We start from the raw sequence: 26,366 nt of genomic DNA on the forward strand, positions 1-26,366 counted from the left end.
GTCAGGCGGCCGCTTGCCCGGGCAGCAGCCCGTGAACCACATCCACGATGTCCTGCACCGTACGCACCGACTTGAATGCCTCCGGCTGCAGGTTGCGGCCGAGCAGCGGCTTGAGCTGCACGATCAGGTCCACGGCGTCGATGCTGTCGATGTCCAGGTCGTCGTACAGACGCGCCTCGGGCGTGATGCGCGCCGGCTCGATCTCAAAGCTGTCCTTGAGGATCTTGACGATGCGATCGAAAAGTTCGTTCTTGGTCATGGGTAAATCCTGGCGCCGTTACAGCGACTGGCGTGCGGCGACGAACTCGCTCAGCGCACGCACACTGGAGAAATGGCGACGGGTCTCTTCCGAATCGGCCGACAGGCTGACACCGTACTTTTTCTGCAGGGCCAATCCAAGTTCAAGCGCGTCGATCGAATCCAGGCCCAATCCCTCGACGAACAGGGGGGCGACCGGGTCGATATCTTCGGGAGCGATGTCTTCCAATGAAAGCGATGAAATGATCAATTCCTTGATCTCGTGCTCAAGTGCCTGCACGGGTCTTGTCTCCAGCGAAGTCGAAGTAGTGGGCAAGGTGGTCGGTCACGCGCCTGGCCGCCAGGGCATCCCCCCTGGGCGTGTCGCCGGTACCCGTCAGAAAGGGCGCGATCGGGAGATCCTCCCCGACTTCCAGCTGAACGTGAAAGCGCCGTGACGGTACACGATACCATTTCTGACCCTTGGTCAGGGTAGGCGGGGTACAGGTGATCCGGACCGGGGTGATGTCCAGCCCGCCCCGGACCGCGATATTGGCCGCCCCGCGCTGCAGCCGCGGCGGCTGCCCCGGCACGCTGCGCGTGCCTTCCGGGAAGATCACCAGGTTGCCGCCGGCCTGCACCGCAGCGATGCAGTCGTCGATCAGGCCGGCGCCGTCGTCATTGGACACATAGCCGGCCGCGCGCACCGGGCCACGCATGAACGGGTTGCGGGCCACCGCCTGCTTGACCACGCAGTCCGCGTTGGGCAGCTGGGCGATCAGCAGCACCACGTCGATCAGGGTCGGGTGGTTGGCCAGGATCAGCAGCCCGTTGCGCTGCAGGCGCTCGCCGCCCTGGATCTCATAGGTCATCACCCCCAGCCGGTGCATCAGGCCGACGTGGCTGGCAAAGCTCAGCTGCACCAGCCGCCGGGCCAGGGTCCGCCGCCGGACCGGGTCGCGGACCAGGAACAGCAGCGGGAACAGCACCCCGCCGAGCACCAGCCCGCCGATGCCAAACACCGCAAAGCTCAGCCCCGTACCCAGCACCCGCCAGGCATGGTCGAGCCGGCTGCCCCGGGCCTCAGTCACGGCGCCGCCACTGCCAGGCCTGCCCGTCGACCTGCAGGCCCAGGGTCGGCTGGCCGGAGAGCAGGAACCGCAACGCCTCCAGGCTGTGCGGCAGGCCACCGGCCGGCGCGTCGTCGCCCGTCGCGCCAGCCCAGTCCAGCGACACCCGCGTGCCCGGGCGATCGGCGGCCTGCAGCCGCCAGCACCAGGCGAAGTACGGGTCCGGTTCGTCGCGGAAGTCGGCGTAGATGGGGGGCAACGGGGATTCGTACACGATCACCCGCACCTCCGGCGCGCCATCGGCCAGCAACCCGAAGGCTTCCAGGCAGGCGGCTTCCACCGTGGCCCGCCCGGCCGCCAGGGCCAGGTAGTTGCCGCGATGGCCGCGGGCAATCGAATACAGCGCAGCGATCGCGTTGTGCACCGACAGACCGAACGCGGTCGGCGACAGGCCGGCGTCGGCGGTCAGGGTATCGAGCAGTTCCATCGAGCGGGCGACATCGCCGTGGCGCGAGGCGAACACCAGCGGCACCTGGCCGGCGTCCTCGGGCTGTTCGCACCAGCAGGCGGCCTGGATCGCCATGCGCCCCAGACGCTCGATGCGCCGGCGCTGCATGGCCGGCACTTCGGCCAGCGCCGGCGTGTCATCGCCCACCGGCAGCGTTGGCGCCTGCGCCCATGCCTGCCAATCCGCCTTCGCGGTCAGACCCGGGGCCCAGGCCGACCAATCCACTACTGAAAACTCAATCATTCCCGCCAACTGTCGATGGGCACAAAAAGGGTACGAGCCTTGGCGGCGACGCGTTCCGGCTCCCCCACTGCAGCCGTTCCGCGCCTGTCATCGACATCGTCAGGCACCGTTTGGCGGCGCCGGGAAAGGAGCGCACGCTATCATGACAGCCTTGGCACTGGCAGCTTTCACAATCTGAAATGAGCACCACCCCCGACAACGCACCCCCGCCGGCGCACGCGTTCCCCCCGCCCGGCCCCGCGTTGTTCGATGCCCGTTACGCGCCGGCCGCCGACCGCGACAATGCCCTCGCCGATCCACAGACGCTGGTCGTGTTCGGCTTCGGCACCCTGCCCACGCCGACCGACGACCCGCGCTGGCTTCAGATACCCCTGGCCCAGCAGGGCCCGGCCCGCATCGAGATCTGGCGCAGCGCCCACCCGGTCCACCACGGTCGCACCAGCGGGGTGCGCTGGTCGCACAACGGGGAGGTGCAGTTCGGCGCGCTGGAGATCGACGAAGTGGACGGCGATATCGCCGCCGCCACCGAGCAGGCTTACGCCCGGATGAGCGCCTTCCTCGCACAGGGCGCGTATCCCCATCTGCTGCGTACCTGGAACTACCTTGATGCCGTCACCGAAGGCGACGGCGATCAGGAACGCTACCGGCGCTTCTGCGTCGGCCGCGTCGACGGCCTGCAGGCGCTGGACGAAGCCGCCCTGCCCGCCGCCACCTGCATCGGCCGCGTCGACGGCGTGCGCCGGCTGCAGGTGTACTGGCTGTCCGCCCGCGAACCCGGGGTGCCGCTGGAAAACCCCCGCCAGGTCAGCGCGTTCCGCTACCCGCGCCAGTACGGGCCACAGTCGCCGAGCTTCGCGCGGGCCCTGCTGCCACCGCCATCGACCGGCCTGCCACTGCTGCAGTCCGGCACCGCTGCGATCATCGGGCATGCCTCGCAGCACACCGGCGCGCTGGCTGAACAGCTCGCTGAAACCCTGACCAACCTGCAAAGCCTCGTGGATACCGCACGTGGCCAGCGGCCGACATTGTCGCCGGCGCTGGGCAGCACCTCGCTGCTGAAAGTCTACGTGCGCAATGCCAGCGACATGGACGCGGTGGCTGCGCAGCTGGCCGCCCTGCCGGCAGCGCCCGCGTTCGTGGTGCTCCACGCCGAGGTGTGCCGGGCCGAACTGCTGGTCGAGATCGAAGGCCTGCACGGGTAGCGCCGCGCACGCGGCGCGGCCACCCGGTCAGTGATAGCCCGCATCGGCGGTCACCTTGCCGCGGAACACCCGGTACGACCACGCGGTGTAGCCCAGGATCACCGGCAGCAGCACCACCAGCCCGACCAGGCTGAAGCCCAGCGACGATGCCGGTGCGGCCGCCTGCCACAGGGTCATGCTGCGCGGCAGCAGGTACGGCCACATGCCCAGCACCAGCCCGATGAAGCCCAACACGAACAGCCCCAGCGTCAGCAGGAACGGCGGCAGGTCGCGGCGCGGGTGCATCGCGCTGCGCCACAGCGCCACCGCTACGCCCAGGGTCAGCAGGGGCACCGGCGACAGCCACCAGAAATTGCCATCGCTGAACCAGCGCGCCATCAGGCGCGAATCCAGGAACGGCAGCCAGGCGCTGACCAGCCCCATGAACACGATCACCGCCACCACCAGCGGCCGGGTCAGGGTGCGCGCGAAGGCCTGCTCGCGGCCTTCGGTCTTGAGGATCAGCCAGGTGCTGCCCAGCAGCGCGTAACCGAACACCACCGCCGCCCCGGTCAGCATCGAGAACGGACTGAACCAGCCGAACGCACCGCCCACATAGCGCCCGTCCACCACCTGCAGGCCCTGCACCAGCGCGCCCAGGATCACTCCCTGCGCGAAGGCCGCCAGCAACGAGCCCAGCCCGAAGGCCACGCTCCACAACCGGCGCGAACGGTGTGCCTTGAACCGGAACTCGAACGCCACCCCGCGGAACACCAGCGCCACCACCAGCAGCAGCACCGGCAGGTACAGCGCCGACAGCATCGCCGCGTACGCCTTGGGGAACGCCGCCATCAGCCCTGCCCCGCCCAGCACCAGCCAGGTCTCGTTGCCGTCCCAGATCGGCGCGGCGGTATTCATCATCACGTCCAGCTGTTCCTCATCCTCGGCCATCGGCGCCAGGATGCCGATGCCGAGCACGAAGCCGTCCAGCACCACGTACATCAGCACGCCAAAGCCGATCACCGCGAACCACGCCACCGGCAGCCACGTCGTCATCTCCATGTCAGCGCTCCTCCAGCGGTTCGTCGGCGGCCGACAGCGGCCGTGCCGGGGTATGGCTGCCGGCGTCCAGCGCCGGTGCCGGATCATGCGGCTTGGGCCCGGTACGGATGATCTTGACCAGGTACCAGATGCCCCAGCCGAACACGAACGCGTAGCCCACCACGTAAACCCCCAGCGACAGCGCGGTCATCCACACGCTCTGCGGCCCGACCGCGTCGGCGGTGCGCAGCACGCCATACACCACCCAGGGTTGGCGGCCCATTTCGGTCACGAACCACCCCGACAGCAGCGCGATGAAACCGCTGGGCAGCATCCAGTTCCAGCCGCGGATCAGCCAACGCGACTGCAGCAGCCGGCCCCGCCACCACTGGAACGCCGACACCCAGGCCAGGACCAGCATCAACGTGCCCAGCCCGACCATGATCCGGAACGCGAAGAACACCGGCACCACCGGCGGACGCTCGCTGGCCGGCACCGACGTCAGCGGATCGAAGGTGCCGTCCATCGAGTGGGTGAGGATCAGGCTGCCCAGGCGCGGAATCGCGATCTCGTAATCGTTGCGCTCGGCCTTTTCATTGGGCAGGGCGAACACCACCAGCGGCACGCCCTTTCCTTCGTCTTCGGCGTGCCAATGTGCTTCCATCGCCGCGATCTTCATCGGCTGGTGCTTGAGCGTGTTCAGGCCATGCATGTCGCCGACGAATATCTGCACCGGGACGGTCAGCGCGGCGAACGCCACCGCCGCCAGCAGCATGGTGCGGCCGGCCTCCACGTGGGTGCCCTTGCGCAGGTACCACGCCCCCACCCCGCCGATCACGAAGCAGGTGGTGATGAACGACCCCAGCGCCATGTGCGCCAGGCGATACGGGAAGGAGGGATTGAACACCACCTGCCACCAGTCCTGCGGATGCACGATGCCGTCGATCAGTTCATAGCCGGCCGGCGTCTGCAGCCAGCTGTTGGACGACAGGATCCAGAACGTGGAGAACAGCGTGCCCAGCGCCACCATGCAGGTCGAGAAGAAGTGCAGGCGTGGCGACACCCGGCCCCAGCCGAACATCATCACGCCCAGGAAGCTGGCTTCCAGGAAGAAGGCGGTGAGCACCTCATAGGTGAGCAGCGGGCCGATCACGCTGCCGGCCACCTCGCTCAGCCGCGGCCAGTTCGTGCCGAACTGGAAGGCCATCACGATGCCGCTGACCACGCCCATGCCGAAGGACACGGCGAAGATCTTCTGCCAGAAGAAGTACAGCTCGCGCCACACCGGGTTGCGGGTACGCAGCCAGCGCCATTCCACGAACGCCAGCCAACTGGCCGTACCGATGGTGAAGGCCGGGAACAGCACATGAAAACTGATGACGAACCCGAACTGGATCCGCGACAACAACAACGCGTCCACCTGACGCCTCCGCCTGCATTCTGGAATCCGCACCAGTCTGGGCCGGTATTCGTTAAAGGCACATGCGACCCGGTGACGCGCTGCTTCACTTTGTCGCAGGTGGAGGCGGGTTCAGGGTTGGTGGAGCGTTCAGGGTGAGGGGGCGGCGGGCTTCATTGCCGACGCCCGGAGCTTCCTGGCGATGTCCGGGCCATAGTCTTCGGCCACTGTGAGTGCCGGTAGTGGCGCCCCGGGCAGGCCGGCGCGGCGGATGATGCGTGGCTGCGCCGGGATCAGTACCTGAAGTAGCTGTCGCCAAGCGCAGGCGGGTCACCAGGCATTCTTCGCTTCTTCACGTCTGCCCTGAGATTTACCCACTTGACGTCGCTCCAGCCAATCGCCGTGAACACGGCCTCGGCCATTCTGGTGTAGGGCGTGAAGCGGCGGCCCAGACTGTAGCCAATCCAAAGAAAAATCGCGATGCTCGGTATCAATCCGAGCCCCATAACAAGGAGTTGCCTTGCGTCGCTGTCATCCATTGGGAAGAGTGCGATGCAGATGGCGATAAGGCCAATGAAGACAGCCAGCACGCCGACAGCAAACGAGTATCGAAACACTCTCCACCAGTGCGCACGACGCCCTGCACTCACATGGGGATAAAGAGTGATGATTCGATCCGCCTCGTTCATTACCGCAAGTGCGACGAAGCCCCCGCCGGGAACACGATTGCCAATGGCTGTGAGCTGATCACCCTCTTTGAACGGCCATCTCCATAGCAACCCCTCAACCGGCTGACCCGAAAGCTCGAAGCTCACCTTGGCCACCGGCTCTTCCATCTCTTCCATTGAAGACGCCGCCATGTGGGCAGCCGCGCCGCTCAATCCCATCGCGGCGGCAATCACACCCGTGGCGGCCATGCCTTCGCGGTCACCTGCGCGGCCGAGCGTGTTTACAAGTACGCCCTCAACCGTTGCATTAACTGCTTCTCCTTGGATAACCTCCAATGAACCCAGATTTGCCTTATGCATCAGACACAGACTCGGCTTCAGCAGATGGCTGAGCGAGCTTCATTGCTGATGCCCGCAACTTCTGCGCGATCTCCGGGCCATAGTCCTCGGCCACTGTGAGTGCCGGGAGTGGCGCCCCGGGCAGGCCGGCGCGGCGGATGATGCGTGGCCACCAGGTGGGCCAGCACAGCAGCAATGAAATCCAGTGGCAGAAGCTGTGCAGCAGCAGCAGAGGAGACAGCAGCAGCGCGAAGGTCAGCACGAGACCCTTGTCGCCGGTACGCCAGGACGGGAGCAGGAAGCTCAACGTGGAGCGCACGGAATCCCAAGGCCAGGGAAACGTTGCACGCAAGCGTTTGGGTTGCGGCACAGCGTCGGGGCCTTCCTCCATGTAGCGACGGATGTATTCGCCCAGAGCCTCTGCGCTGCCTTGATCATCAAGGAGGCCACCAAGCATGCATATCTCGTCGAATCCCGCGCCCGTGTGATCCCCTGGCCAGCCCATGACGAGCGTTCCATCACCGGTGCGGGAGCCTGGTTCCCCGCCTGTCATCTCCATGATCGTGGCATCCCATGGGAGGGTGACCGTTCCACCTGCGGAGGTAGGTCTGTTGATGTGCACTTGACGAGTGACGCGATTGAAACGAACGATGATGCGTCGCTGCACAAACAGCTCCAATCGTACCCAGCGCCAGCAGAGCCTGAAGAAGACAATGTTTGCCATTGCCCACATCAGAATGAACATGGGTAATACAATATAATTCTCTGAAGCAAGCGGCCTACCAAAATAGCCGATCCCGGAGATCATGTGCTGCACGCCGGGGATGATTATCCCAACTAGAAACTGCCCTTGCAGGACGAACATGACGCCGACGAAGACAAAGGTGATGACGCCTCGCTTGTCTTCCTGCCATGCGCCTTGAACGTCCATGAAGCGTCTGTTCACGGCGAAGACTGCGGACTCATCGCGCGGCTCTCTCTTGATTCGCTGCCGTAGATCAGTGGCGTCATCGACGGATTCGTCTGGTGGCGCGCCCCCTTGATCGCTGTCACCTTCGCCTAGCTTTGCCTTCCAGAAAATCATCTCAAAGAGATACACCGCAATCGGCTCCTTTCTTTCGCAGGCTGCGTAGAACTGGTGATTCCATCAGTTTGATATCCAGGGTAACTATTTGTTCTGCCTCGTTCGTTACCGCAAGCACGACGAAGTCCTTTCGGGAACATGAGTGCCTCTGAGTCGACCACGCTCGTTGAACGACCATCTCCATAGCACCCGTTCAACCGGCTGGCCTGAAATCTCAAAGCTCACCTTGGCCACCGGCTCACTCCTCCATTGAAAAGGTTGCCATGCGGGGCAGCCGCGCCACTCAGACGATAGCGGTGGCTACCAACCCTGTAGCGACCACGCCCTCACGGTCACTTGTGCCGCCGAGCGTACTTACACGTCCGTCCTCAACCGCTGCATTACGTTCCACTTCATGGATATCATCCAATGAGCAGAGATTCGCCTTGAGCATCAACAATCGCTTCCTGTTGAGAGCCTTGCTTCGATCTCCAGCACACTCCTCCGAATCGATCAGTACCTGAAATAGCTGTCGCCAAGCGTAGGCGGATCACTTGGCTTTCTTAGCTTCTTGACGTCTGCCCTGAGGTTGACCCACTTGACATCGTTCCAGCCAATGGCCGTGAACACGGCCTCGGCCATTCTGGTGTAGGGCGTGAAGCGCCGTCCCAGGCTGTAGCCAATCCCAAGGCATATTCCGATACTCGGGAGCGATATCAGCAACAACATAGGAAGTTCCTTTAAGACGTTCTCACCCATCGATGCGAGTCCGATGCAGACAACTGCCAGCGTGAGGACGATCCCCGGGATGCCGATGGCTAGCGAGTACCGCAGCACTCTCCACCAATGCGCGTGCCTTCCTGCACTCACGTGTGGGTAGAGGGCTATTATCCGCTCCGCTTCGTTCATTACCGCAAGTGCGACGAAGCCACCGCCGGGAACACGATTGCCAATGGCTGTGAGCTGATCACCCTCCTTGAACGGCCATCTCCATAGCAACCCCTCAACCGGCTGACCTGAAAGCTCGACGCTCACCTTCGCCACCGGCTCCTCCATGTCCTCCACCGAAGACGCCGCCATGTAGGCAGCCGCGCCGCTCAATCCCATCGCGGCAGCAATGACGCCCGTAGCGGCCATGCCTTCGCGGTCACCTTTGTGGCCGAGCGTGTTTACAAGTACGACTTCAACCGCTGCTTTACCTGCTTCTCCTTGGATAACCTCCAATGAACCAAGATTCGCCCTATGCATCAGCAGCTTTCCCCTCGCTGGATCTGGTCGAAACGCTCCCCATTGCAGCCATGAATGCTTCCTCCTGCTCTTTTGCGGATCGGAACTTCGGACCACTCGCCCCGAGCCCGAATAGCCATCCCTCTTCAACCTTCCCGAACGCATTCTTTTCACACCATAGTTCGAGATCATTCGGGCTAAGTGCCCACACGGTTCCCTCAATGGCGGCCATCACCACTGCCGCTTTCCAGCCACCCAATCTGAGGATCCATACTCCGATTCGCTTCATCGACTGCGACGCGAGAGCCGACGCAGAGCCCTTCGAAGCGGCTGCGGTCAGGCCTGCTTTTACTCCGTCTAAAGCGACCGTCACGGCGCTGCTTCCAACGACGCGCTTGATCACAGGCGATGAATACGCGAGTGCAGTCAGGAACTGAGCACCGCCAATTGCACCGCCAGCGAATGCCTTTGCGAAAAGTGCCGTCGCAGCTTCGTATCGCTGCCCTCTGTAGGCGCTCACTACATCGCCTGCATCGTAGTAAACGCCGATGAAGCTGCCAGCCCCGCCAGCGAGTCCACCGACAACTTTCATCCGGCCAACACTCCGGCTCGCACTGCCATAGAATTCCTTGCTGACAGCTTCGGAAATGCTGGTGTACACGGCAATGAGCGACATGCCTGACGCCAGCAAGGTGGCATAGTCCCGCGCTCTCTTATCAGCCTTCAGCGTGAGGTTGATGAAGTTCACCAGCTCCAGAACGCCCGTCAGGGTGTTGAGGCGGACAACGTTCCGGCTGCTGTCGGCCGCTGCCTTCCAACGCTGTTGCATCAACCTGGTGCCGTGATGCCGCTCCACATCCCGGAGCGCAAACATCATGGGCGTGCCCTTTGTGATCTTCTGGGAGCGATAGTGATTCACACGGTCGAGGAAGTACCGCTTGACCTCGACGCCGGCACTGGCTTCCTTGGAGATTAGATCCGAGGCCTCTTCGGCACTCATCAACGCCCGGGTGTAGAAGACAAAGCGGACCATTGCATTGCCTGCCTTGTCCTGGATGCCTTTCAACGGGAAGCAGTTCAGCATGAAGGCACCTGCTGTGGTGACGAAGCGATCTACACCGCTGTCCCGGAGGATCCTGCTTGCTGCCGTCGTCGGCACTGTCTCCTTCTGCACCGCCTCGAACTTCCTGTAGTAGTCCAGGTACTTTTTTAGGTGTGAAGTGGCGGACACGAATGTCAACCAGGCGGCGCCCGATGCATTGAGAGCGAGATCACGATGTGCGTTGGCCTCCGCGAGGGTCTGCTCAAGTTCTTGTCGCGCATCGTCCTGGTTCTGGGCGATGACACGCCATAGGAGGCACTCTCGTTGGGTAACGTGCGTATTCGCTGACAGCATGGTCAGAATCCTGCGACCTTCTTTGCTGATGCCAAGCCCCTCGATGGCATCGGTCACAACCTCTTCGAACCTCAGGCCACAGCCCGGTGACGTTCCATCAAAGTCCTCAAGCGTTACCAGGAAGAGCTCGTTGCGCAACCACAACCCAAGCGCCTTTGTTCTTGGCTCCAGGCAGGACAGCGCAGCGTCCATGAATCCCTCAAGGTTTCCCTTGAACGCTTTGAATGAAGGCTCATCGATCCGAGGCCAGTACTTCTTGTTCCACTTGTTTCGCGCCTCCTGTTGATACAGTGGAAGGAGCGCTCGAGAGAGATGATCGATGAACTGCTTCTTGTCCTCTTCAGAGAGAACGGGCTCCATCTTCCTGCCACCCGTGGCATGTCGCGATCTCGATTGCTTCTCTTCATAGAGCCTCTCAAGTTCAGCGAGGCTTGCCTTGGCGTAGTTGTCAGACAGTACGGCGCCATTGAGCTCCAGGAGGCTGCATATCTGCTCGATATGCCCAACGGCGTTCAGCTCCAATGCTCTTTCCTGCTTGTAGCGCTCGATGTTTCCGATGACGTCGTGGCAGTAGCCATTGAGCTCGTGGACGACGCCAACGGCATCCCACAGACCAATCAGCATTGGGGCGTAGTTTTTCAGGTTCTCCGCGACGCGACCGTTGCTGCTATGCGTACAAAGCAGCTGGTACCGATCCTGAAGGGGATCGGTCGCATTGGCGTCACGCCAACGGGTGCGTCGCGACCACGGATAGCGGGTTGCGTTGGCCCTCAACACCTCCCCGAAGAATGTCCCGTCGGATCGACTGATCGCGCGAGGAGCGGCAAGGTGCGGAAGCTCGGCGGGCTCTTTCGCCGGGTCCTTCGTTTGCCTGTACTCCATGATGCTCGACAGAATCGATGCGTCATTGATGGGGGCGTAGTCCGCGGTCGACGCAGGTGATTGAATCCACGTTGCCGGCGTGATGGGCTGCATCCGCTCTGCCCGCAGCTTCTCGTCCGTTGCATATCGATCCAGCGTGGCAGGTGTCCATACGTGCTGGGAGAATGCAAGCCAGACCGTGCCACACAGATGGGGGCGCTGGATGGTGATGAACTCGGTACGCATGGGGTCGTGCGCGCTTCGGCTGCAGGCCGGCAGGCCGGCGCCTTCCACGGCGCGGGCAGTGAATGCGGACGGCTGGAGCCAGAGCGTCCCGTTCTCGGCTACCGAGTAGGCTTCCCAATGCCTCGGGCCGTAGGGCCCACCCTGTTCATAGAACAGGTAGAGCATGCCTTGTCGCAATGTTCTGAGGGCATACGTGTAGCCTGACGCCGCAATCGCCTCGGCGCAGGCACGGCCGCCGCGCAGGATGCCCAGGCCCGCGCCGGGACACGCATCGGGAACGACGGTGTAGCGAACGGGAAGGATCGCCAGGCCGGTGCTGCGGCATATATCGCATGCGTCTTTCAGGTCGTCTTCGGCAGGTAGGACGGCTTTGACTGCGGGGAGATCAGAGACTTCTGGGCTGGCGCTCCCCCCGTGAGAACCTTGCTGACGGCTCATCGTTCACCCCAGCCGGTTGACCTGGGGCCATGCAGCCCTGCCTCGCGGGCGACTCGTTGCCAGGTCGACTCGTCAATCTGATAGACCATCTCGTCATAGCGCTTGCCCGCCGCCACAGCGCTGAGCAGCGCCCGCACAACGTCGTGTGCATGGAATCGTGGCCCCAAGGAAAAGCTCTGCCATGCGAACAAGTCGAGATCCGCCTGTTCTGTCATGCCCTGCCGATGTGCAATGGCGACCGCGTCGAGCGCCAGGTCGAACGCTTCAGGTAGAACATCGACGGCTTCCAGGCGTGCTCGAATCCATGCCTGGTTCACTGCGCCGATGCAACGGATGGGGCTCCAGTTGACGTTTCGACAACCGACGGGCGCTTCAGCTTCTGGTGTATGTACCGACAACCGCTTCCATCTGTCGATGAAGGCCCAATGGGTGATGCCATCGAAGTAATGTGCCCGGTTCGCCGGCGTGCACGCCTGCAGGAACAGATCCGTGACCATGGGATCGTAGTAGCGGAGCCATCGTCTCCCGGCGTACGCGGATGCACACGGGGATATCAGGCGTTTTGCGATGTTGTCTGAGAGCTGCTCGGCCGTTTCCGACGTCCATATCCACGCGCAGGCGCGTTGTACGACACCCCGCCTGAGTGCGCTCGTCGCCTTGTCTGCAAGGGCCATTGAAACGGCCAGGGAAGACAGCGTTGCCGGCATGCCTTCATTCATGCGTATGCGGAGCAGGTAGGGCGAGAACCGCGGCGGTAGCGCGGGATGCCGTACGGGCATCGAGCAGATCTGGATCTGTTCTGCGAGGTCATTGAAGCGCGTGTCCGCCTCTGTTTCCTGGTGTCCGTTCTGCATCAATAGATAGCAGTTCCCCCCAGCACGATCATTGAGAGCGACCAGCTGCTCGCAGAGTGCGTTATCCAACATCGGCCGTACCCTCATAGCGTGATTGCGCAGACATCAGGTGCGGCTCACATCCTTTGTGGGCCGCGCTCTTCAACGCGGCCGCGTCAGACAGGAGCTGCGGATCCGTCCACTCCCGCAACACCCCCTTCAGGTCCACCTTGCCCGGCGCGCCCAGTTCGATGTTGTCGCCCTCGATGCGCAGGTACGCACCGGCCGCAGTGGCCAGCACATGCTTGGCCGGTGCCGACACCAGCACGTCTGCTTCGGTGCTGGCGATCTTGACCGCGGTCTTGGCCGCCAGCTGCGCCACGTTCTTGTGCGCGCGGGCGCTGACCTTGCCCTGCGCGGCGTGCAGCACGATGCCGCGTTCGGTGTTGGGGCTGTCGGCCTTGGCCTCGTTGCCGGCGGTGTACAGCACCAGCCCGCCGGACACCGCCAGCGTGATCGAGCCCTGGCTCAGCCAGTTCAATGCCACCCCGCTGGCCAGCGTGGTCTGCGTGCCGCTGACCCAGACCTGGTCGGCTGGGGTCAGGCTCATCACCCCGGCCACGCCGCTGCCCATCAGCGTTGGCGCGTCCCAGCCCGGCGCTTCGCCATCACCGCCCTGGATGCTGCCGGCCGGGCCACCGCTCTGGATGCCGCCCAGTTTTTCCTGCAGCTGCAGCAGTGCCTGGTGCGCCGGCAGCTCGCTCGGTTCCTGCGGCAGCATCGCCTGCTGGTTGTGGGCCGATTCGTTGAGCGTGGCCACCAGCTCGGTGCTTTCCTGCAGCTGCGCCATCGCCTGGTTGGCCGCCAGCTGCGGCTCGCCGCCTTCGGTGCTGAGCAGCAGGCCCTTGCCCGCGCGCAGTGCGCCGAACGCCTGGCTGGACAGCTCCGCGCCGAAGCCGCGGTCGGCCTCGCGCACGTTGTCCTCACCGCCCTTGAGATGCCCCAGGGTCAGCGTGGTCGCATGCTGGGTGGTGGACAGCTGCGCACGGCCCTGCCCCGGCGTGTCGTCCAGGCGCAGCTGCTGGTAGCCGCCCGCGCCGCCCTGGCTGTCGGCCAGCGCCTGGCTCTTGAAGCCGGTGAACACCGCGCAGTGGTCGTTGCCTTCGAACCAGGCGGCGGCATTGCCGGTGGCCTGCGCGCCGCCGCTCGCGACCTGGTTGTGCGACGCCTCGTTCTGGCCGCGGCCGTTGTAGACCGCACCGACCACCACCGGGCGGTCGATGTCGCCCTCCAGGAATGCCACCAGCACTTCCTGGCCGCGCCGGGGCAGCACCACCCCGCCCCAGTTGTCACCGGCCCACGGGGTCATCACCCGCACCCAGGTCCAGGCGCCACCGTTGGCCGGCGCGTTGTCGTCGCCGCCCGGGTGCGCCTGGCCGGTGCTGGACGCACCGCCGCGCTGCCACGGGAACTGCACCTTGATGCGGTGGTCGCGGTCGGACTGCAGCGGCTCACCGTCGCTGACCACGATCGCGCTGAGCGTGCCGGTGATCGATGGGCGCGGGTGCAGGCGCACGCCGTGGCCGTCCTCGGTCTGCGGGCGATACACCACGTCAGCGGGAATCACCACGAAACGGTTGTCGTAGAAGGTCGATGTCACCGCCTGCGCGGGTGCGGCGGCGGCCAGACCGGCCAACGCGACCGGCAGCGCCAGCGGCGCCTGCGCGACCGGGCCGAGCTGCTGCTCGAGCGCATCGAGGATGTCGGCCTCGAGGTTGTTGCGGGCCTGGTGCTGCACCGACAGGCACAGGAAGGCGGTACCGCCGTCCACGCCCGGATGCTGGCCCAGCTGGAACTGCGCGCCGGGCACCAGCTGGCGCCAGCTGCCCTGCCCCTCGATGGTGTGCGCGCGCACGCGCAGCGCATCCAGGTGCTGCTGCGCGCGGCGCTGACCGCGGGCGTTGTCCTGCCAGCCGTACGGGCCGCTGGTGTCAATGTCTTCGCCGATGCCCGACACCCCCGACGGGACCTCGGCATGCGCGTGGCGCAGCGTGGCGGTGCGGTGATCCCAGCTGCTGCGTGACACGGCGGCAGGACACCAGCGCCGCGACACGCGCCAGTGCTGCACGCTGTCGCTGCGTTCGGTGGCATCGCGGCGGTGGTAACGCACGGTACCCAGCCGGGGAACGTCATCGTGGTGATCGGCCAGTACCAGCGTGTGTGCGCCCAGGCGTGCGCTGCCGGGGTCGCCGGCATGCTCGAACCAGTAGTAGATGCCTTCCTCGGCCAGCAGCCGCTGCAGGAAGGCCAGGTCCGACTCCTGGTACTGCGTGGTCAGGCTGCGGCGGGCGTACTGGCTGCGGTCGGTCAGCGACCAGCGCCAGGCCGGCACCAGCCCGGGATAGTCGGCGAAGACGTCCTCGACGATCTCCACCACGCTGCGGTCATGGAACACGTAGCTGTCCACGCGCTGGGCGAGGAAGGCCAGCCACGGCTGCAGGCGCAGCCGATAGCGCGCCAGACCACCGTTGCTGCCGAGCCGCTCAACGGCCGTGACATGGCCGTGGAACGCGCGCGGCGCGCCGGTGGTCTGCATCTGCAGCAGCGCGGGGGTGCCGCACAACCGCTCCAGCGGCAGGCCAACTTCCAGCGACAGCACGACGACGTCCAGCACGAAGCCCGCCCCATCGACCTGCTCGACCCCGTTGAACGCCTCGACCGCACCCAGCCGCTCGCCCAACAGGGTATCCAGCCGCAGGTGGCACTGCCCCTGCGCGGCGGCGGCCAGTGCAGCCTGCAGCGCATGCATCCCTTCCATGACCGATCCACTCCTTGTTGGCACAGAGGCTCTGCGCCATCCGATGGCCGGGCGGGAGTACCCCGCACCGTGCGTCACCGCGTGAATTCTGGGCGGAGGGGATGCGGCGGCACCATAGGAAAAGTTTGAATAAGCGATTGATGTTTCTATGAAATCTTGAGAATTCATCCACCCAGACTTTCCTCTGCGCTCGAACTGTGACGCCGAGCGCTTCGCCGACGGCCCGTCACCGATCCCCGGCATCCGCGCACGCGCGACTTTTCCGATCCTGTCCCCATGACCTGTGGCCGCTTCGGCGGGCCCTGACGGCTGCTACGCTTGCCGGGTTTTCCTCTACGGTGCCGCCCGCAATGCCCAGAACGCTGCCCTTGTCCCTGCTGCTGCTCGCCGCCCTCGGCGGTACCGCCCACGCCGCGCCGACGCCGATCACCATCGAGCAGGCGATGGCCGACCCGGACTGGATCGGGCCGCCGGTCGAGAGCGCGTGGTGGTCCTGGAACAGCCAGCAGGTCGAGTACCAGCTCAAGCGCACCGGCAGCCCGGTCCGCGACACCTTCCGCCAGCCGATTGCCGGTGGCGTGGCGGTGCAGGTCGGCGACGACCAGCGCGGCACGCTGGACGTGGACAGCCCGGTGTACGACAGCGCGCGCCAGCGTGCGGTGTTCGTGCGCAACGGCGATGTGTTCCTGCGCGACCTGCGCAGCGGCGCGTTGACCCAGCTGACCCGCAGCACGGAGAAGTCCGGTGCGGTGGCGTTCGCCCGCGACGGTGGGGTGATCTGGCGCACCGGCCAGAACTGGTTCCACTGGACCGCCGCCGCCGGCGTGCAGCAGGTGGCCAGCCTGAAGGCGGAGAAGAACCCCGATGACGCGCCCAAGGCCGATGTGCTGCGCGACCAGCAGCTGCGCACCCTGGCCACGCTGCGCAACGACCGCGCGCAGCGCGAGGCGCTCAAGCAGCAGGAAGCAAGCTGGCGCCGCGCCGACAGCACCCGTGCGCCGGGTCCGGTGTACCTGGGCGCCGATGTGGAGATCGTGGACAGCGTGCTGTCGCCCGATGCCCGCACGCTGATCGTGGTGACCAAGCCGAAGAGCTTCGATGAAGGCCGCGGCGGCAAGATGCCCAAATACGTCACCGAATCGGGCTACGAAGAATTCGAAGACACCCGCACCCGCGTGGGCCGCAACGATCCCGAGCCGCACGCGCTGTGGCTGGTCGACGCAGTGGCCGGCACGGTCAAGCCGCTGTCGCTGGACGGCCTGCCCGGCATCGGCACCGACCCGCTGGCCGCGCTGCGCAAGGCCGCCGGCAAGGATGCCCTGAAGGGCAATCGCCCGCTGGAAGTGCTGGGCGGCCCGGGCAGCCCCGGCATCCGCTGGAGCGCCGATGGCCAGCAGGCGGCCATCATGCTGCGCGCCAACGACAACAAGGACCGCTGGATCGCCAGCGTCTCCGCAGCCAGCGCGAAGCTGGAGAACCGCCACCGGCTGACCGACAGCGCCTGGATCAACTGGGGCTTCAACGATTTCGGCTGGTCCGGCGACAACCGCACGCTGTGGCTGCTGTCCGAGGAATCGGGCTATTCACACCTGTACACGCAGCAGGGCACGGCCAAGCCGCAGGCGCTGACCAGCGGCACGTGGGAAACCTCGATGCCGGTGCCCAGCGCCGACGGCCGCGGCTTCTACGTCCTGTGCAACCAGCAGTCGCCCGGCGACTACGAAGTGTGTGCAGTGGACACCGCCAGCCGGCAGGTGCGTGAGCTGACGTCGCTCAACGGCGTGGAAGACTTCTCGCTGTCCCCGGACGGCCAGCAGCTGCTGGTGCGCTACTCCGGCGCCTACCTGCCGGCGCAGCTGGCGGTGGTGCCCACCAGCGGCGGCCAGGCCAAGGTGCTGACCGACACCCGTACGGCCGCCTTCAAGGCGCGCGAGTGGATCCAGCCCAAGCTGGTGCAGGTGCCGTCCAGGCATGGCGCCGGCGTGGTCTGGGCCAAGTACTACGGACCGGAAACCCCCGAGCCGGGCAAGCAGTATCCGATCGCCATGTTCGTGCACGGTGCCGGCTACCTGCAGAACGTGCACCAGCGCTACCCGGCCTACTTCCGCGAGCAGATGTTCCACAACCTGCTGGTGCAGAAGGGCTACATCGTGCTGGACATGGATTACCGCGGCAGCGAAGGCTACGGCCGCAACTGGCGCACGGCGATCTACCGCAACATGGGCCACCCGGAACTGGAAGACTACAAGGACGGCCTGGACTGGCTGGTGGACACCAAGCAGGGCGACCGCGACCACGCCGGCATCTACGGCGGCTCCTACGGCGGCTTCATGACCTTCATGGCGCTGTTCCGCTCGCCGGGCACGTTCAAGGCCGGCGCCGCGCTGCGCCCGGTGGTCGATTGGCACCAGTACAACCACGGCTACACCGCCAACATCCTCAACACCCCCGACATCGATCCGGAGGCGTACCGCACGTCGTCGCCGATCGAGTACGCCGACGGCCTGCAGGACCACCTGCTGATCGCGCACGGGATGATGGATGACAACGTGTTCTTCCAGGACTCGGTGAATCTGACCCAGAAGCTGATCGAGCTGCACAAGGACAACTGGACGATCGCGCCGTACCCGCTGGAACGCCACGGCTACGTGCGTCCGGACTCCTGGCTTGACCAGTACAAGCGCATCCTCAAGCTGTTCGAAGAGAACCTGAAGTGAGCCACGACGCGGCGCCGATCGAGATCGTCGCCGCGGTCATCCGCGATACCGCCGGCCGCGTGCTGGTGGTACGCAAGCAGGGCTCGGACACGTTCATCCAGCCCGGTGGCAAACCCGAACCGGGCGAGGCGCCGCTGGAGGCGCTCGCCCGCGAGCTGCACGAGGAACTGGGCGTACTGCTGGAGGCCGGCAGCGCCGTGCCGCTGGGGCGGTTCGAGGCCTGGGCAGTGAACGAACCCGGCCGCCGGGTTCGCGCCCGCGCCTGGATGGTGCGGGTCACGGGAACGCCGCAGGCACGCGCCGAGATCGCCGCGCTGCGCTGGACTGCGCCCGTACCGCCGCACGATTGCCGCTTGGCACCATTGAGCGCAGACCATATCCTGCCCGCGGCCGCACGTGCGGTGGCCGCGATCTGACATCGCGGTCTGGTCAACCAGGACACCGGATGTCATTGCCTCCTCCCCATTTGCCACTGCGTACACCGCGCGCCGACGACTTCATCGTGCCGGTGGCCAAGGCGTCGCTGCTGGTGTGCGCCGCCTCCAGCCTGTGGTTCGCGGTGCAGATGCTCGCCCTGCCGCTGCTGCTGGACGTCCCCACGTTGATGGCGATGTGGCAGAGCGACTGGTGGCCGCTGCTACCTGAGCCGGTCGTGCTGGGCATCGCGCATGCCCAGGCACTGACCGCTGCCGCCCTGCTGCTCAGCCTGTTCGGCGTGGCTGCCTGCTGGGGCCTGCTGCGCTTCCAGCGCTGGGCACTGGTGGGTTTCACGTTCCTGCTGGTGCTGACCGCGCTGCTCAATTTCGCGGTGCCGTGGCTGCTGGACCTGTTCCTGCAGAACCTGCAGGCCGAACTGGCCACCGCCGTGCAGAGCCCGGACATCCAGGCGCTGCGCGCGTCGTTGCGCGTACAGCGCGCGATCTGGACCGGCCTGCTCGCGCTGGCGGCGATCGTGTACTTCGTGCTGCACCTGTGGCTGGTGCTGCGGCTGTGGCACGCCGACGTGCGCGCGCGGTTCTTCCCGTGACGCAGCGGCGGCGGCGTGTGGGCGCGCTGGCGTGCCTGCCGGCCGGCGGCCGCACCGACACCGCTTCCTGATCCACTTTTTCGTACAGGTACTTTCCATGTCCTTGATTCGTGTACTGGCCACGCTGGCCGGCCTGGCGGCGCCGGTGGCGCTGCTGTCGGCGGCCCCGGCATCCGCCCCGCCCGTCGCCCTGCAATGCGGCACCTACCAGGCGATCGACAATCCCACCCGGATCGTCATCGAAAGCCCCAACCAGGGGTACCGCCAGATTCCCGGGATGGCGCGTGAACCGTATCTGCTGCGGCGCCTGGGCCAGCAGGTGAAGATGGCCGACCCCGATGCCGGGGTGGTGCTGGAAGCGGACATCACCGACGGCGGCCGCCGCCTCGAGGCGGGCTACCTCACCTACGAGCTCAGCGAGCCGGCGCGCTGCAAACCGGCCGTGCGTTTCCCGGAAAACAGCTGCCGCGCCAGCATCGGCACCTGCCTGGATGACATCCGCATGGCCGACCGCGACGTGCTGCGCCCGTGGTGCGCGGAAGGCGTGCCGGCGGCCTGCAAGGCGCTGCTGTCCAGCTACGAATCCGAGGCGCGCGAGGCCGCTACCCGTGAAGACGTGGCCGAGGACGATCCGGATCTGCAGGAGCCGGCGGCGTGCCGGCCCGACAGCGGCCAGTACGATGCCGAGGCCTGCAAGGAAGCGGCCAGCATGGCGATGGCCAAGGCATTCGCCGGCATCCTGCTGAGCAGCCAGAAGCCGGCCCCGCTGCCGGCGGCCGCGCTGGACGACGTGACCGCGCTGTGCCGTGCCTACCCCGCCGGCACGTTCTGCCAGGACGTCGCCCAGGCCCTGTGGACCGCCGGGCGCTGGCTGCCGGCCCGCGATGCACTGCAGCTGGCCTGCACCAAGGGCGGCAATCCCGAGAGCTGCACCGCCGCTGCGCCGCTGCAGGGCCTGACGGCCGCCGACATGCTGCCGGTCGCCGCCACGTCCCTGCCCTGTGGCCAGTACACGGCCGCCACCGGGCTGATGGACAGCCTGGCCTTCGGCGATGGTGGGCTGGTGCAGATACCGCTCGCCGGCCAGCTGCGCGCGCGCCTGGAGGACGGGCAGATCCGCATCCGCCACGACAAGGGCGATGACTTCGTGCTGCAGCCGCTCGCCAACGGCAGCCTGATCGGCGTGGACACCTGGAACCGCTACGCCTATTACACCCGCGAAGGCGAGGCCGGCCAATGCGCCGCGTCGGTGGTGTTCGTCGAGGTGCCGCTGACCCAGGACTGCCCCACCGGCGGCAGCGAGCGTGGCGCGCAGGCCTGCTGCGATGCTGGCCGCCTGCAGGGCTGCAACGCGATGGGCCATCGCCTGGCGCTGGGCGATCGCTGGGCCGAGGCGGCGCCCTACTACCAGAAGATGTGCACGGCCGGCGTGCGCGAAGGCTGCGAGAACCTGGCCACCGTGTACGAGCACACCGGCGATGAGAGCATTCCCGACGCGCTGCAGGCCGTGTGCGCGCGCGATGGCAAGGGCACCCACGTTGCCTGCGATGTGCACGCCACCCGCAACTGGGCGATGCTGCAGCTGTCGGGCAACCTGGAACGGATGGCCGAACGCCTGAGCCGGGAAGAAGAAGACGACACCGGAACGGACACCGATACCGCGCCCGACGCAGGCGATGCGCCCGCGGCGTCCAACCGCAACCGCAAAGGCGGCCGCTGAGCCCCCGGTGCCTGCGGCCGGCCGGCTGCAGGCACCGCTCGCGGCTGCGGTAAAGTACGCGCCATGAACGAATTCGAACGCGTACGCAGCTACCTGACCGACCTGCAGGACCGCATCTGCGCGGCCATCGAGGCCGCCGACGGCCGCGCGCGGTTCACCGAAGACCTCTGGCAGCGTGCCGAGGGCGGCGGTGGCCGTACCCGCATCCTGCGCGATGGCGCGGTGTTCGAGCAGGCCGGCATCGGTTTCTCAGACGTATCCGGCACCCGCCTGCCGCCCTCGGCCTCGGCCAACCGGCCGGAGCTGGCCGGTGCCTCGTGGCGGGCGACCGGGGTATCGCTGGTGTTCCACCCGCTCAATCCGTACCTGCCCACCACGCACGCCAACGTGCGCTACTTCCGCGCCGAGCGTGATGGCGTGGAAGTGGCCTCGTGGTTCGGCGGTGGCTTCGATCTGACCCCGTTCTATCCGTTCGATGAAGACGTGCAGCATTGGCACCAGGTCGCGCACGACCTGTGCGCACCGTACGGCGATGAGCGCTATGCGGCGCACAAGCGCTGGTGCGACGAGTACTTCTTCCTGCGCCATCGCAATGAAACGCGCGGCGTCGGCGGCCTGTTCTTCGACGATCTGCATGGCGACTTCGAGCGCGATTTCGCCTACCTGCGTGCGGTCGGCGATGGCTTCCTGGATGCGTACCTGCCGCTGGTGGAGCGCCGCAAGAACGCCGTCTATGGCGAGCGCGAACGCGAGTTCCAGCTGTACCGGCGTGGCCGCTACGTGGAGTTCAACCTGGTCTACGATCGCGGCACGCTGTTCGGCCTGCAGAGTGGCGGGCGCAGCGAGAGCATCCTGATGAGCCTGCCGCCGCGCGTGCGCTGGGAGTATGGCTTCCAGCCCGAGAGCGGCAGCGACGAAGCGCGGCTGGCCGATTACCTGGTGCCGCGCGACTGGGTGTGACGCGGCAACCCGGCGTTACGTCTTGTCCTTGGGCACGATGGTGATGTGGCCGTTGATCTCCAGCAGTGCCATCTCCACTTCGCTGACATCGCTGCAGCCCTGCTGACGCATCGCCGCGTTGAAATCGGCCTGGGTCACCAGTTCGCGCTTCAGTATCGAGGCCAGCAGTTTGCCGTCGCGTGCGATCAGCACCGGCTCGCCTTCGACCAGTGTTTCGATGCGACGGCTGCGCGTACTGAGCCAGCCGACCGAATAGTTGATCAGGATCAGCGTGGCGGCCAGCAGCAGGCCACCGCCCAGTGAAGTGTCCTGCCCCAGCAGCGCGTTCTGTACCGCATTGCCGAGCAGCACGATCAGCAGCACGTCGAAGGGGGTGATCTGGCCCAGCGCGCGCTTGCCGGACAGACGCACCATGCCCAGCACCACCACATAGACAACCACTGCGCGCAGGATGAATTCCCACCACGGCATGGCCAAGGCAAACAGGTCGCTCATTGCACTCTCCCCGAAACGTGCAGGCAGGATGGGCCAGAGCGCGGGCAGCAGGCAATCGGCAGATGCGACAAGGGGCCACCCCGGGCGGCAGTGCGGCTGACAACGGCCCAAATAAAAAGCCCCGCCGACCAGGGGGAGGTCAGCGGGGCCGGGGAACGGGCGCTTGGGGAGGAGCCCCCGTTCCGAGATCTGCTCCAGGGGATGGGAGAGATCCACAACAGGCATTGCGCCTGTCGAGGTCTATAAAAGCACCCCGAACATTGATAGTTCGTGAAGGGGCCCAATTAATCCTCGCCGCATCACGGAAACATTCATCGAAGAGTCAGATTCCGGCCACGTAATGAACGAGTTCATCCATTTGCGGCCGAAAACCCGTCAATGCGCCTCATCCCAGTTGTCGCCGACGCCGGCGTCCACCACCAGCGGTACGCGCAGCTCCGCCGCCGAGGACATCAGCGAGACGACCTGGGAACGCAAGGTTTCCAGGAAACTGCTTTCGGTTTCGAACACCAGTTCATCGTGTACCTGCAGGATCATCCGGGCCTGGCCGTCCTGGGTCTGCAGCCAGTCATCCACCCGCACCATCGCGCGCTTGATGATGTCGGCCGCCGTGCCCTGCATCGGCGCATTGATCGCTGCCCGTTCAGCGCCGGCGCGCAGGCCCTGGTTGCGGGCGTTGATGTCGTTCAGGTACAGCCGCCGCCCGAACAGGGTTTCCACATAGCCCTGCTCGCGCGCCTGCTGGCGCATGCGCTCCATGAAATCGCGCACACCCGGATAGCGGCTGAAGTACAGCGCGACATAATCCTGTGCCTGGCCACGGTCGATGCCCAGGTTGCGCGCCAGACCGAATGCGCTCATGCCGTACATCAGGCCGAAGTTGATCGCCTTGGCCGCACGACGCTCATTGGTGGTGACCTCGTCCAGCGCGCGCCCGAACACTTCGGCGGCAGTGGCGCGATGCACGTCCGCGCCCTGCTCGAACGCACGTACCAGGCCCGGGTCCTCGGACAGGTGGGCCATGATCCGCAGCTCGATCTGCGAGTAGTCGCAGGCCAGCAGCGTGCGCCCCGGCGGCGCCACGAACGCGCGGCGGATGCGGCGGCCGTCGTCGGTGCGGATCGGGATGTTCTGCAGGTTCGGGTCGGAGGACGACAACCGCCCGGTGGCCGCACCGGACTGGTGGTAGCTGGTGTGGACGCGCCCGGTATCGGGATTGACCATCTCCGGCAGCTTGTCGGTATAGGTGCTGCGCAGCTTGGCCAGCCCGCGGTACTCCAGGATCACGCGCGGCAGCTCGTGCTGTTCGGCGATCGCCTCCAGCGCCTCTTCATTGGTGCTTGGCTGGCCCTTGGGGGTCTTCACCAGGGCCGGCAGCTTCAGCTCGTCGAACAGCACGGCCTGCAGCTGCTTGGGCGAATCCAGGTTGAAGGTGTGGCCGGCCAGCTCGGTGGCCTTCTGCTGGGCGGCCAGCATGCGCACGCCGAGGTCCTGGCTTTGCCGGCGCAGCTCGGCCATGTCGATGTGCACGCCATTGGCTTCGATCCTGGCCAGCACCGGCACCAGCGGCATCTCGATATCGCGGTAGACGCTGTCCAGCGCCGGCACCGCCAGCAGCTGCGGCTGCAGCGCGCGGTGCAGGCGCAGGGTGATGTCGGCATCTTCGGCGGCATAGCGGCCGGCTTCGTCCAGGCCCACCTGGGAGAAGGAGATCTGCTTGGCCCCCTTGCCGGCGACATCCTCGAATTTGATGGTGGTGTAGCCGAGGTAGCGCATCGCCAGCGAATCCATGTCGTGGCGGGTGGCGGTGGAGTTGAGCACGAAGCTCTCGAGCATGGTGTCGTCGTGGTAGCCGCGCACCTCGATGCCATGCCGGCGCAGCACGTGCAGGTCGTACTTGCCGTGCTGGCCGAGCTTCTTCTTGTCCGGGTTCTCCAGCACCGGGCGCAGCGCGGCCAGGACCTGCTCGCGCGGCAGCTGGGCCGGCGCGCCGGGATAGTCGTGGCCCACCGGGATATAGGCCGCCCGGCCGGGTTCGACCGCCAGGCTGATGCCGACCAGGTTGGCGCGCATCGCATCGAGCGCGTCGGTTTCGGTGTCGAAGGCGATCAGATCGGCCGCCTCCGCACGCGCCACCCACGCGGTGAGCTGCTCGGTGGTGAGCACGGTCTCGTATTCACCCGGTGCCGACAGCGCCGGATCGAGCGCGGCGTCGGCCTCGGCCGGGGTGTTGCGTGCGAAGCCGGCGGCCGTGCCGCGCAGGCTCACCGGGGCGTCGGTGGCGCCGGCCGGAGCGGGGACCGGCCCCCCCAGCTCCTTCAGCGCCTGGGTGAAGCCGTAGCGCAGGTACAGCTCGCCCAGGGCGGGCACGTCCGGATCACGCAGCGGCAGCGTCTGCGGCGTGACGTCCAGCGGCACATCGGTGCGGATGGTGACCAGCTCGCGGTTGAGCGGCAGGCGCTCAAGCGCCGCGCGCAGGTTCTCGCCGATCTTGCCCTTCATGGTCGCCGCGGCGGCCATCACCCCATCCAGGTGCTGGTACTCGGCCAGCCACTTGGCGGCGGTCTTGGGGCCGCACTTGTCCACACCGGGCACGTTGTCGACGGCGTCGCCCATCAGCGCCAGCAGGTCGACGATCTGGTCGGCACGCACGCCGAACTTCTCCATCACCGCCGCGTCCGAGTCCATGCGGCTGCCGGTCATCGTGTTGACCAGCTCGATGCCCGGACGGACCAGCTGGGCGAAGTCCTTGTCGCCGGTGGAGATGGTGACCTGCAGGCCGTCGCGGTGGCCCTGCAGCGCCAGCGTGCCGATCACATCGTCGGCTTCCACGCCGGGAATGCGCAGGATGCTCAGGCCAAGCGCTTCGACGATGCGGCACATCGGCTCGATCTGCGGGCGCAGGTCGTCGGGCATCGGCGGGCGGTTGGCCTTGTAGTCGGCATACAGGTCGTCGCGGAAGGTCTTGCCGGGCGCATCGACCACGAAGGCGACGTACTCGGGGCGCTCCTTCAGCGTGGCGCGCAGCATGTTGACCACGCCGAACAGCGCGCCGGTGGGTTCACCGTGCGCGTTGGTCAGCGGCGGGAGCGCGTGGAACGCGCGATACAGGTAACTGGACCCGTCAATCAGGACTAATCGGCTCATGCGACGATTCTACGCGCCCGGCCCGCGCGGTTCGCGGCACCGGGCTCACAACGCATGGGGCATAATCCGGGCTTCCCTGTCCAAGGACCTACGGCCCATGAAAATCCTGTTGCTGGCTGCCCTGCTCGCACTGGCTGGCTGCGCCTCCACCGGCGGCGCGGGTACTCCCCCGGTCGATGTCAGCGGCGCGGACATCTCCAAGCGCACCCTGGACAACGGCGATACCGTCGAGGAATACCGGGTCAGCGGCCAGCTGCGCATGGTCAAGGTAACGCCCTCGCGTGGCCCGGCGTACTACATGTACGACCGCAACGGAGATGGCCGGATGGACAACGACAAGGACGGCGTATCGCCGGTCTACTGGAAGCTCTACAGCTGGTGACCGCCTGCCCTGGCACTGCCGCGACGCGCCGCCGGTATGGGGCTTGCAGCAGCGTGGATTCCGTTTGCCGCCCTGCCCTGCCCGATGACCACGTCTGAACGCCGCCAACCGCCAGACCCCGCCCAGCTGCGGGCTGGCCTGACCGCCGAGCAGCGGCAGGCGGTGGAGACGCTGGAGCACTTCGGCTGGCAGCTGCGCTTCGTCCGCCGCCCGCTGTTCCGCGACCCGATCCCGGTGCTGTTCGATCGCAGCGGAGAACGCTACGTGGTGCTGCAGCCGGACGGCAGCCTGGACGAATCGCAGACGCTCAAGCTGCGCCCGTAGTGGGGGGGGGGGGGAAGGGGGGGGGG

23 protein-coding genes are annotated in these 26,366 nt (G+C 66.1%); 8 read left to right on the forward strand and 15 right to left on the reverse strand.

Translation table 11 applies throughout. The annotated features are described in order from the left end of the window. Position 1 precedes the first annotated feature (1 nt). From ACO6VK_RS14345 to ACO6VK_RS14360, 4 genes are read right to left on the reverse strand one after another with little or no spacing between them, the layout of a single operon-like run. Entirely contained in the window at positions 2-259 is a 258-nt protein-coding gene (locus ACO6VK_RS14345) for an acyl carrier protein (RefSeq protein WP_422508231.1), read from the reverse strand. An 18-nt stretch (positions 260-277) separates the two neighbouring features. Then, a complete protein-coding gene (locus ACO6VK_RS14350; protein ID WP_411852586.1) occupies positions 278-538 on the reverse strand; it encodes a phosphopantetheine-binding protein in 261 nt (86 codons plus the stop codon). Further along, on the reverse strand, positions 525-1,328 hold the full coding sequence (locus ACO6VK_RS14355; RefSeq protein WP_422508233.1) for a lysophospholipid acyltransferase family protein: 804 nt from the start codon (positions 1,326-1,328) through the stop codon (positions 525-527). The genes ACO6VK_RS14350 and ACO6VK_RS14355 overlap by 14 nt, the downstream gene beginning before the upstream one ends. Then, positions 1,321-2,058: a beta-ketoacyl synthase chain length factor gene (locus ACO6VK_RS14360; RefSeq protein ID WP_422508235.1), complete on the reverse strand. Its 738-nt coding sequence runs from the start codon at positions 2,056-2,058 to the stop codon at positions 1,321-1,323. The genes ACO6VK_RS14355 and ACO6VK_RS14360 overlap by 8 nt, the downstream gene beginning before the upstream one ends. 179 nt (positions 2,059-2,237) lie before the next feature. Between ACO6VK_RS14360 and ACO6VK_RS14365 the strand changes: the two genes are divergently transcribed. Then, positions 2,238-3,260 carry a pteridine-dependent deoxygenase gene (locus tag ACO6VK_RS14365; RefSeq protein ID WP_422508237.1) on the forward strand — a complete coding sequence of 341 codons (1,023 nt, stop codon included), beginning with the start codon at positions 2,238-2,240 and terminating at the stop codon, positions 3,258-3,260. A 27-nt stretch (positions 3,261-3,287) separates the two neighbouring features. Here ACO6VK_RS14365 and cydB read toward each other — a convergent pair whose 3' ends face one another. The 9 genes from cydB to ACO6VK_RS14410 all read right to left on the reverse strand — a co-directional run bounded on the left by cydB (position 3,288) and on the right by ACO6VK_RS14410 (position 15,568). Beyond that, positions 3,288-4,301, reverse strand: coding sequence for a cytochrome d ubiquinol oxidase subunit II (gene cydB / locus ACO6VK_RS14370; protein ID WP_422508239.1), 1,014 nt, complete (start codon positions 4,299-4,301; stop codon positions 3,288-3,290). Between the two features lies 1 nt (position 4,302). Further along, entirely contained in the window at positions 4,303-5,700 is a 1,398-nt protein-coding gene (locus ACO6VK_RS14375; protein WP_422508241.1) for a cytochrome ubiquinol oxidase subunit I, read from the reverse strand. A 272-nt stretch (positions 5,701-5,972) separates the two neighbouring features. Then, on the reverse strand, positions 5,973-6,707 hold the full coding sequence (locus tag ACO6VK_RS14380) for a putative type VI secretion system effector (RefSeq protein WP_422508243.1): 735 nt from the start codon (positions 6,705-6,707) through the stop codon (positions 5,973-5,975). Continuing rightward, positions 6,700-7,785 (reverse strand): hypothetical protein, encoded by a 1,086-nt coding sequence (locus tag ACO6VK_RS14385; protein ID WP_422508245.1) that lies wholly within the window; start codon positions 7,783-7,785, stop codon positions 6,700-6,702. The genes ACO6VK_RS14380 and ACO6VK_RS14385 overlap by 8 nt, the downstream gene beginning before the upstream one ends. A 268-nt stretch (positions 7,786-8,053) precedes the next feature. Next, positions 8,054-8,203, reverse strand: coding sequence for a hypothetical protein (locus ACO6VK_RS14390; RefSeq protein ID WP_422508247.1), 150 nt, complete (start codon positions 8,201-8,203; stop codon positions 8,054-8,056). 59 nt (positions 8,204-8,262) lie between these two features. Then, positions 8,263-8,997, reverse strand: coding sequence for a putative type VI secretion system effector (locus ACO6VK_RS14395; RefSeq protein WP_422508249.1), 735 nt, complete (start codon positions 8,995-8,997; stop codon positions 8,263-8,265). Further along, a complete protein-coding gene (locus ACO6VK_RS14400) occupies positions 8,990-11,917 on the reverse strand; it encodes a T6SS effector BTH_I2691 family protein (RefSeq protein ID WP_422508251.1) in 2,928 nt (975 codons plus the stop codon). The genes ACO6VK_RS14395 and ACO6VK_RS14400 overlap by 8 nt, the downstream gene beginning before the upstream one ends. Then, on the reverse strand, positions 11,914-12,843 hold the full coding sequence (locus ACO6VK_RS14405) for a hypothetical protein (protein WP_422508253.1): 930 nt from the start codon (positions 12,841-12,843) through the stop codon (positions 11,914-11,916). Before ACO6VK_RS14405 ends, ACO6VK_RS14400 begins: the two co-directional genes overlap by 4 nt. After that, entirely contained in the window at positions 12,833-15,568 is a 2,736-nt protein-coding gene (locus ACO6VK_RS14410; RefSeq protein ID WP_422508255.1) for a type VI secretion system Vgr family protein, read from the reverse strand. The genes ACO6VK_RS14405 and ACO6VK_RS14410 overlap by 11 nt, the downstream gene beginning before the upstream one ends. Positions 15,569-15,918: 350 nt before the next feature. On the opposite strand from ACO6VK_RS14410, the gene ACO6VK_RS14415 reads away from it, so the two are divergent. The 5 genes from ACO6VK_RS14415 to hemF all read left to right on the forward strand — a co-directional run bounded on the left by ACO6VK_RS14415 (position 15,919) and on the right by hemF (position 21,992). Beyond that, complete coding sequence (locus tag ACO6VK_RS14415; RefSeq protein WP_422508257.1) at positions 15,919-18,285, forward strand: prolyl oligopeptidase family serine peptidase; 2,367 nt, start codon at positions 15,919-15,921, stop codon at positions 18,283-18,285. Next, a complete protein-coding gene (locus ACO6VK_RS14420; RefSeq protein ID WP_422508259.1) occupies positions 18,282-18,701 on the forward strand; it encodes an NUDIX hydrolase in 420 nt (139 codons plus the stop codon). Before ACO6VK_RS14415 ends, ACO6VK_RS14420 begins: the two co-directional genes overlap by 4 nt. A gap of 29 nt (positions 18,702-18,730) precedes the next feature. Then, positions 18,731-19,312, forward strand: a complete 582-nt coding sequence (locus tag ACO6VK_RS14425) for a hypothetical protein (RefSeq protein ID WP_422508261.1) — start codon at positions 18,731-18,733, stop codon at positions 19,310-19,312. Between the two features lie 97 nt (positions 19,313-19,409). After that, positions 19,410-21,032, forward strand: a complete 1,623-nt coding sequence (locus ACO6VK_RS14430; RefSeq protein ID WP_422508263.1) for a hypothetical protein — start codon at positions 19,410-19,412, stop codon at positions 21,030-21,032. A gap of 63 nt (positions 21,033-21,095) precedes the next feature. Next, the gene (gene hemF / locus ACO6VK_RS14435; RefSeq protein ID WP_422508265.1) at positions 21,096-21,992 is read left to right on the forward strand and encodes an oxygen-dependent coproporphyrinogen oxidase; all 897 of its coding nucleotides are present in this window, start codon (positions 21,096-21,098) and stop codon (positions 21,990-21,992) included. A gap of 15 nt (positions 21,993-22,007) precedes the next feature. Here the strand turns inward: hemF and ACO6VK_RS14440 are convergent, their stop codons facing one another. Further along, a complete protein-coding gene (locus tag ACO6VK_RS14440; RefSeq protein WP_422508267.1) occupies positions 22,008-22,487 on the reverse strand; it encodes a DUF421 domain-containing protein in 480 nt (159 codons plus the stop codon). Positions 22,488-22,862: 375 nt separating this feature from the next. Continuing rightward, positions 22,863-25,634 carry a DNA polymerase I gene (gene polA / locus ACO6VK_RS14445; protein ID WP_422508269.1) on the reverse strand — a complete coding sequence of 924 codons (2,772 nt, stop codon included), beginning with the start codon at positions 25,632-25,634 and terminating at the stop codon, positions 22,863-22,865. A 97-nt stretch (positions 25,635-25,731) separates the two neighbouring features. Between polA and ACO6VK_RS14450 the strand changes: the two genes are divergently transcribed. Together ACO6VK_RS14450 and ACO6VK_RS14455 are read left to right on the forward strand one after the other, a co-directional pair. Continuing rightward, on the forward strand, positions 25,732-26,016 hold the full coding sequence (locus ACO6VK_RS14450; protein ID WP_422508271.1) for a DUF2782 domain-containing protein: 285 nt from the start codon (positions 25,732-25,734) through the stop codon (positions 26,014-26,016). A gap of 84 nt (positions 26,017-26,100) precedes the next feature. After that, on the forward strand, positions 26,101-26,340 hold the full coding sequence (locus ACO6VK_RS14455) for a hypothetical protein (RefSeq protein WP_422508273.1): 240 nt from the start codon (positions 26,101-26,103) through the stop codon (positions 26,338-26,340). Positions 26,341-26,366: the final 26 nt, after the last annotated feature.

Origin of the sequence: Stenotrophomonas sp. GZD-301, assembly GCF_049310345.1 — a bacterium.
Lineage (GTDB): Bacteria > Pseudomonadota > Gammaproteobacteria > Xanthomonadales > Xanthomonadaceae > Stenotrophomonas.

Bases quoted from the DNA above. Each gene is read 5' to 3' on its own strand.
- ACO6VK_RS14390 (WP_422508247.1), bottom strand. From the start codon at position 8,203: ATGCTCAAGGCGAATCTCTGCTCATTGGATGATATCCATGAAGTGGAA.
- polA (WP_422508269.1), bottom strand. From the start codon at position 25,634: ATGAGCCGATTAGTCCTGATTGACGGGTCCAGTTACCTGTATCGCGCG.
- ACO6VK_RS14395 (WP_422508249.1), bottom strand. From the start codon at position 8,997: ATGCATAGGGCGAATCTTGGTTCATTGGAGGTTATCCAAGGAGAAGCA.
- ACO6VK_RS14440 (WP_422508267.1), bottom strand. From the start codon at position 22,487: ATGAGCGACCTGTTTGCCTTGGCCATGCCGTGGTGGGAATTCATCCTG.
- ACO6VK_RS14415 (WP_422508257.1), top strand. From the start codon at position 15,919: ATGCCCAGAACGCTGCCCTTGTCCCTGCTGCTGCTCGCCGCCCTCGGC.
- cydB (WP_422508239.1), bottom strand. From the start codon at position 4,301: ATGGAGATGACGACGTGGCTGCCGGTGGCGTGGTTCGCGGTGATCGGC.
- ACO6VK_RS14430 (WP_422508263.1), top strand. From the start codon at position 19,410: ATGTCCTTGATTCGTGTACTGGCCACGCTGGCCGGCCTGGCGGCGCCG.
- ACO6VK_RS14400 (WP_422508251.1), bottom strand. From the start codon at position 11,917: ATGAGCCGTCAGCAAGGTTCTCACGGGGGGAGCGCCAGCCCAGAAGTC.
- ACO6VK_RS14365 (WP_422508237.1), top strand. From the start codon at position 2,238: ATGAGCACCACCCCCGACAACGCACCCCCGCCGGCGCACGCGTTCCCC.
- ACO6VK_RS14345 (WP_422508231.1), bottom strand. From the start codon at position 259: ATGACCAAGAACGAACTTTTCGATCGCATCGTCAAGATCCTCAAGGAC.
- hemF (WP_422508265.1), top strand. From the start codon at position 21,096: ATGAACGAATTCGAACGCGTACGCAGCTACCTGACCGACCTGCAGGAC.
- ACO6VK_RS14450 (WP_422508271.1), top strand. From the start codon at position 25,732: ATGAAAATCCTGTTGCTGGCTGCCCTGCTCGCACTGGCTGGCTGCGCC.
- ACO6VK_RS14410 (WP_422508255.1), bottom strand. From the start codon at position 15,568: ATGGAAGGGATGCATGCGCTGCAGGCTGCACTGGCCGCCGCCGCGCAG.
- ACO6VK_RS14455 (WP_422508273.1), top strand. From the start codon at position 26,101: ATGACCACGTCTGAACGCCGCCAACCGCCAGACCCCGCCCAGCTGCGG.
- ACO6VK_RS14380 (WP_422508243.1), bottom strand. From the start codon at position 6,707: ATGCATAAGGCAAATCTGGGTTCATTGGAGGTTATCCAAGGAGAAGCA.
- ACO6VK_RS14425 (WP_422508261.1), top strand. From the start codon at position 18,731: ATGTCATTGCCTCCTCCCCATTTGCCACTGCGTACACCGCGCGCCGAC.
- ACO6VK_RS14405 (WP_422508253.1), bottom strand. From the start codon at position 12,843: ATGTTGGATAACGCACTCTGCGAGCAGCTGGTCGCTCTCAATGATCGT.
- ACO6VK_RS14360 (WP_422508235.1), bottom strand. From the start codon at position 2,058: ATGATTGAGTTTTCAGTAGTGGATTGGTCGGCCTGGGCCCCGGGTCTG.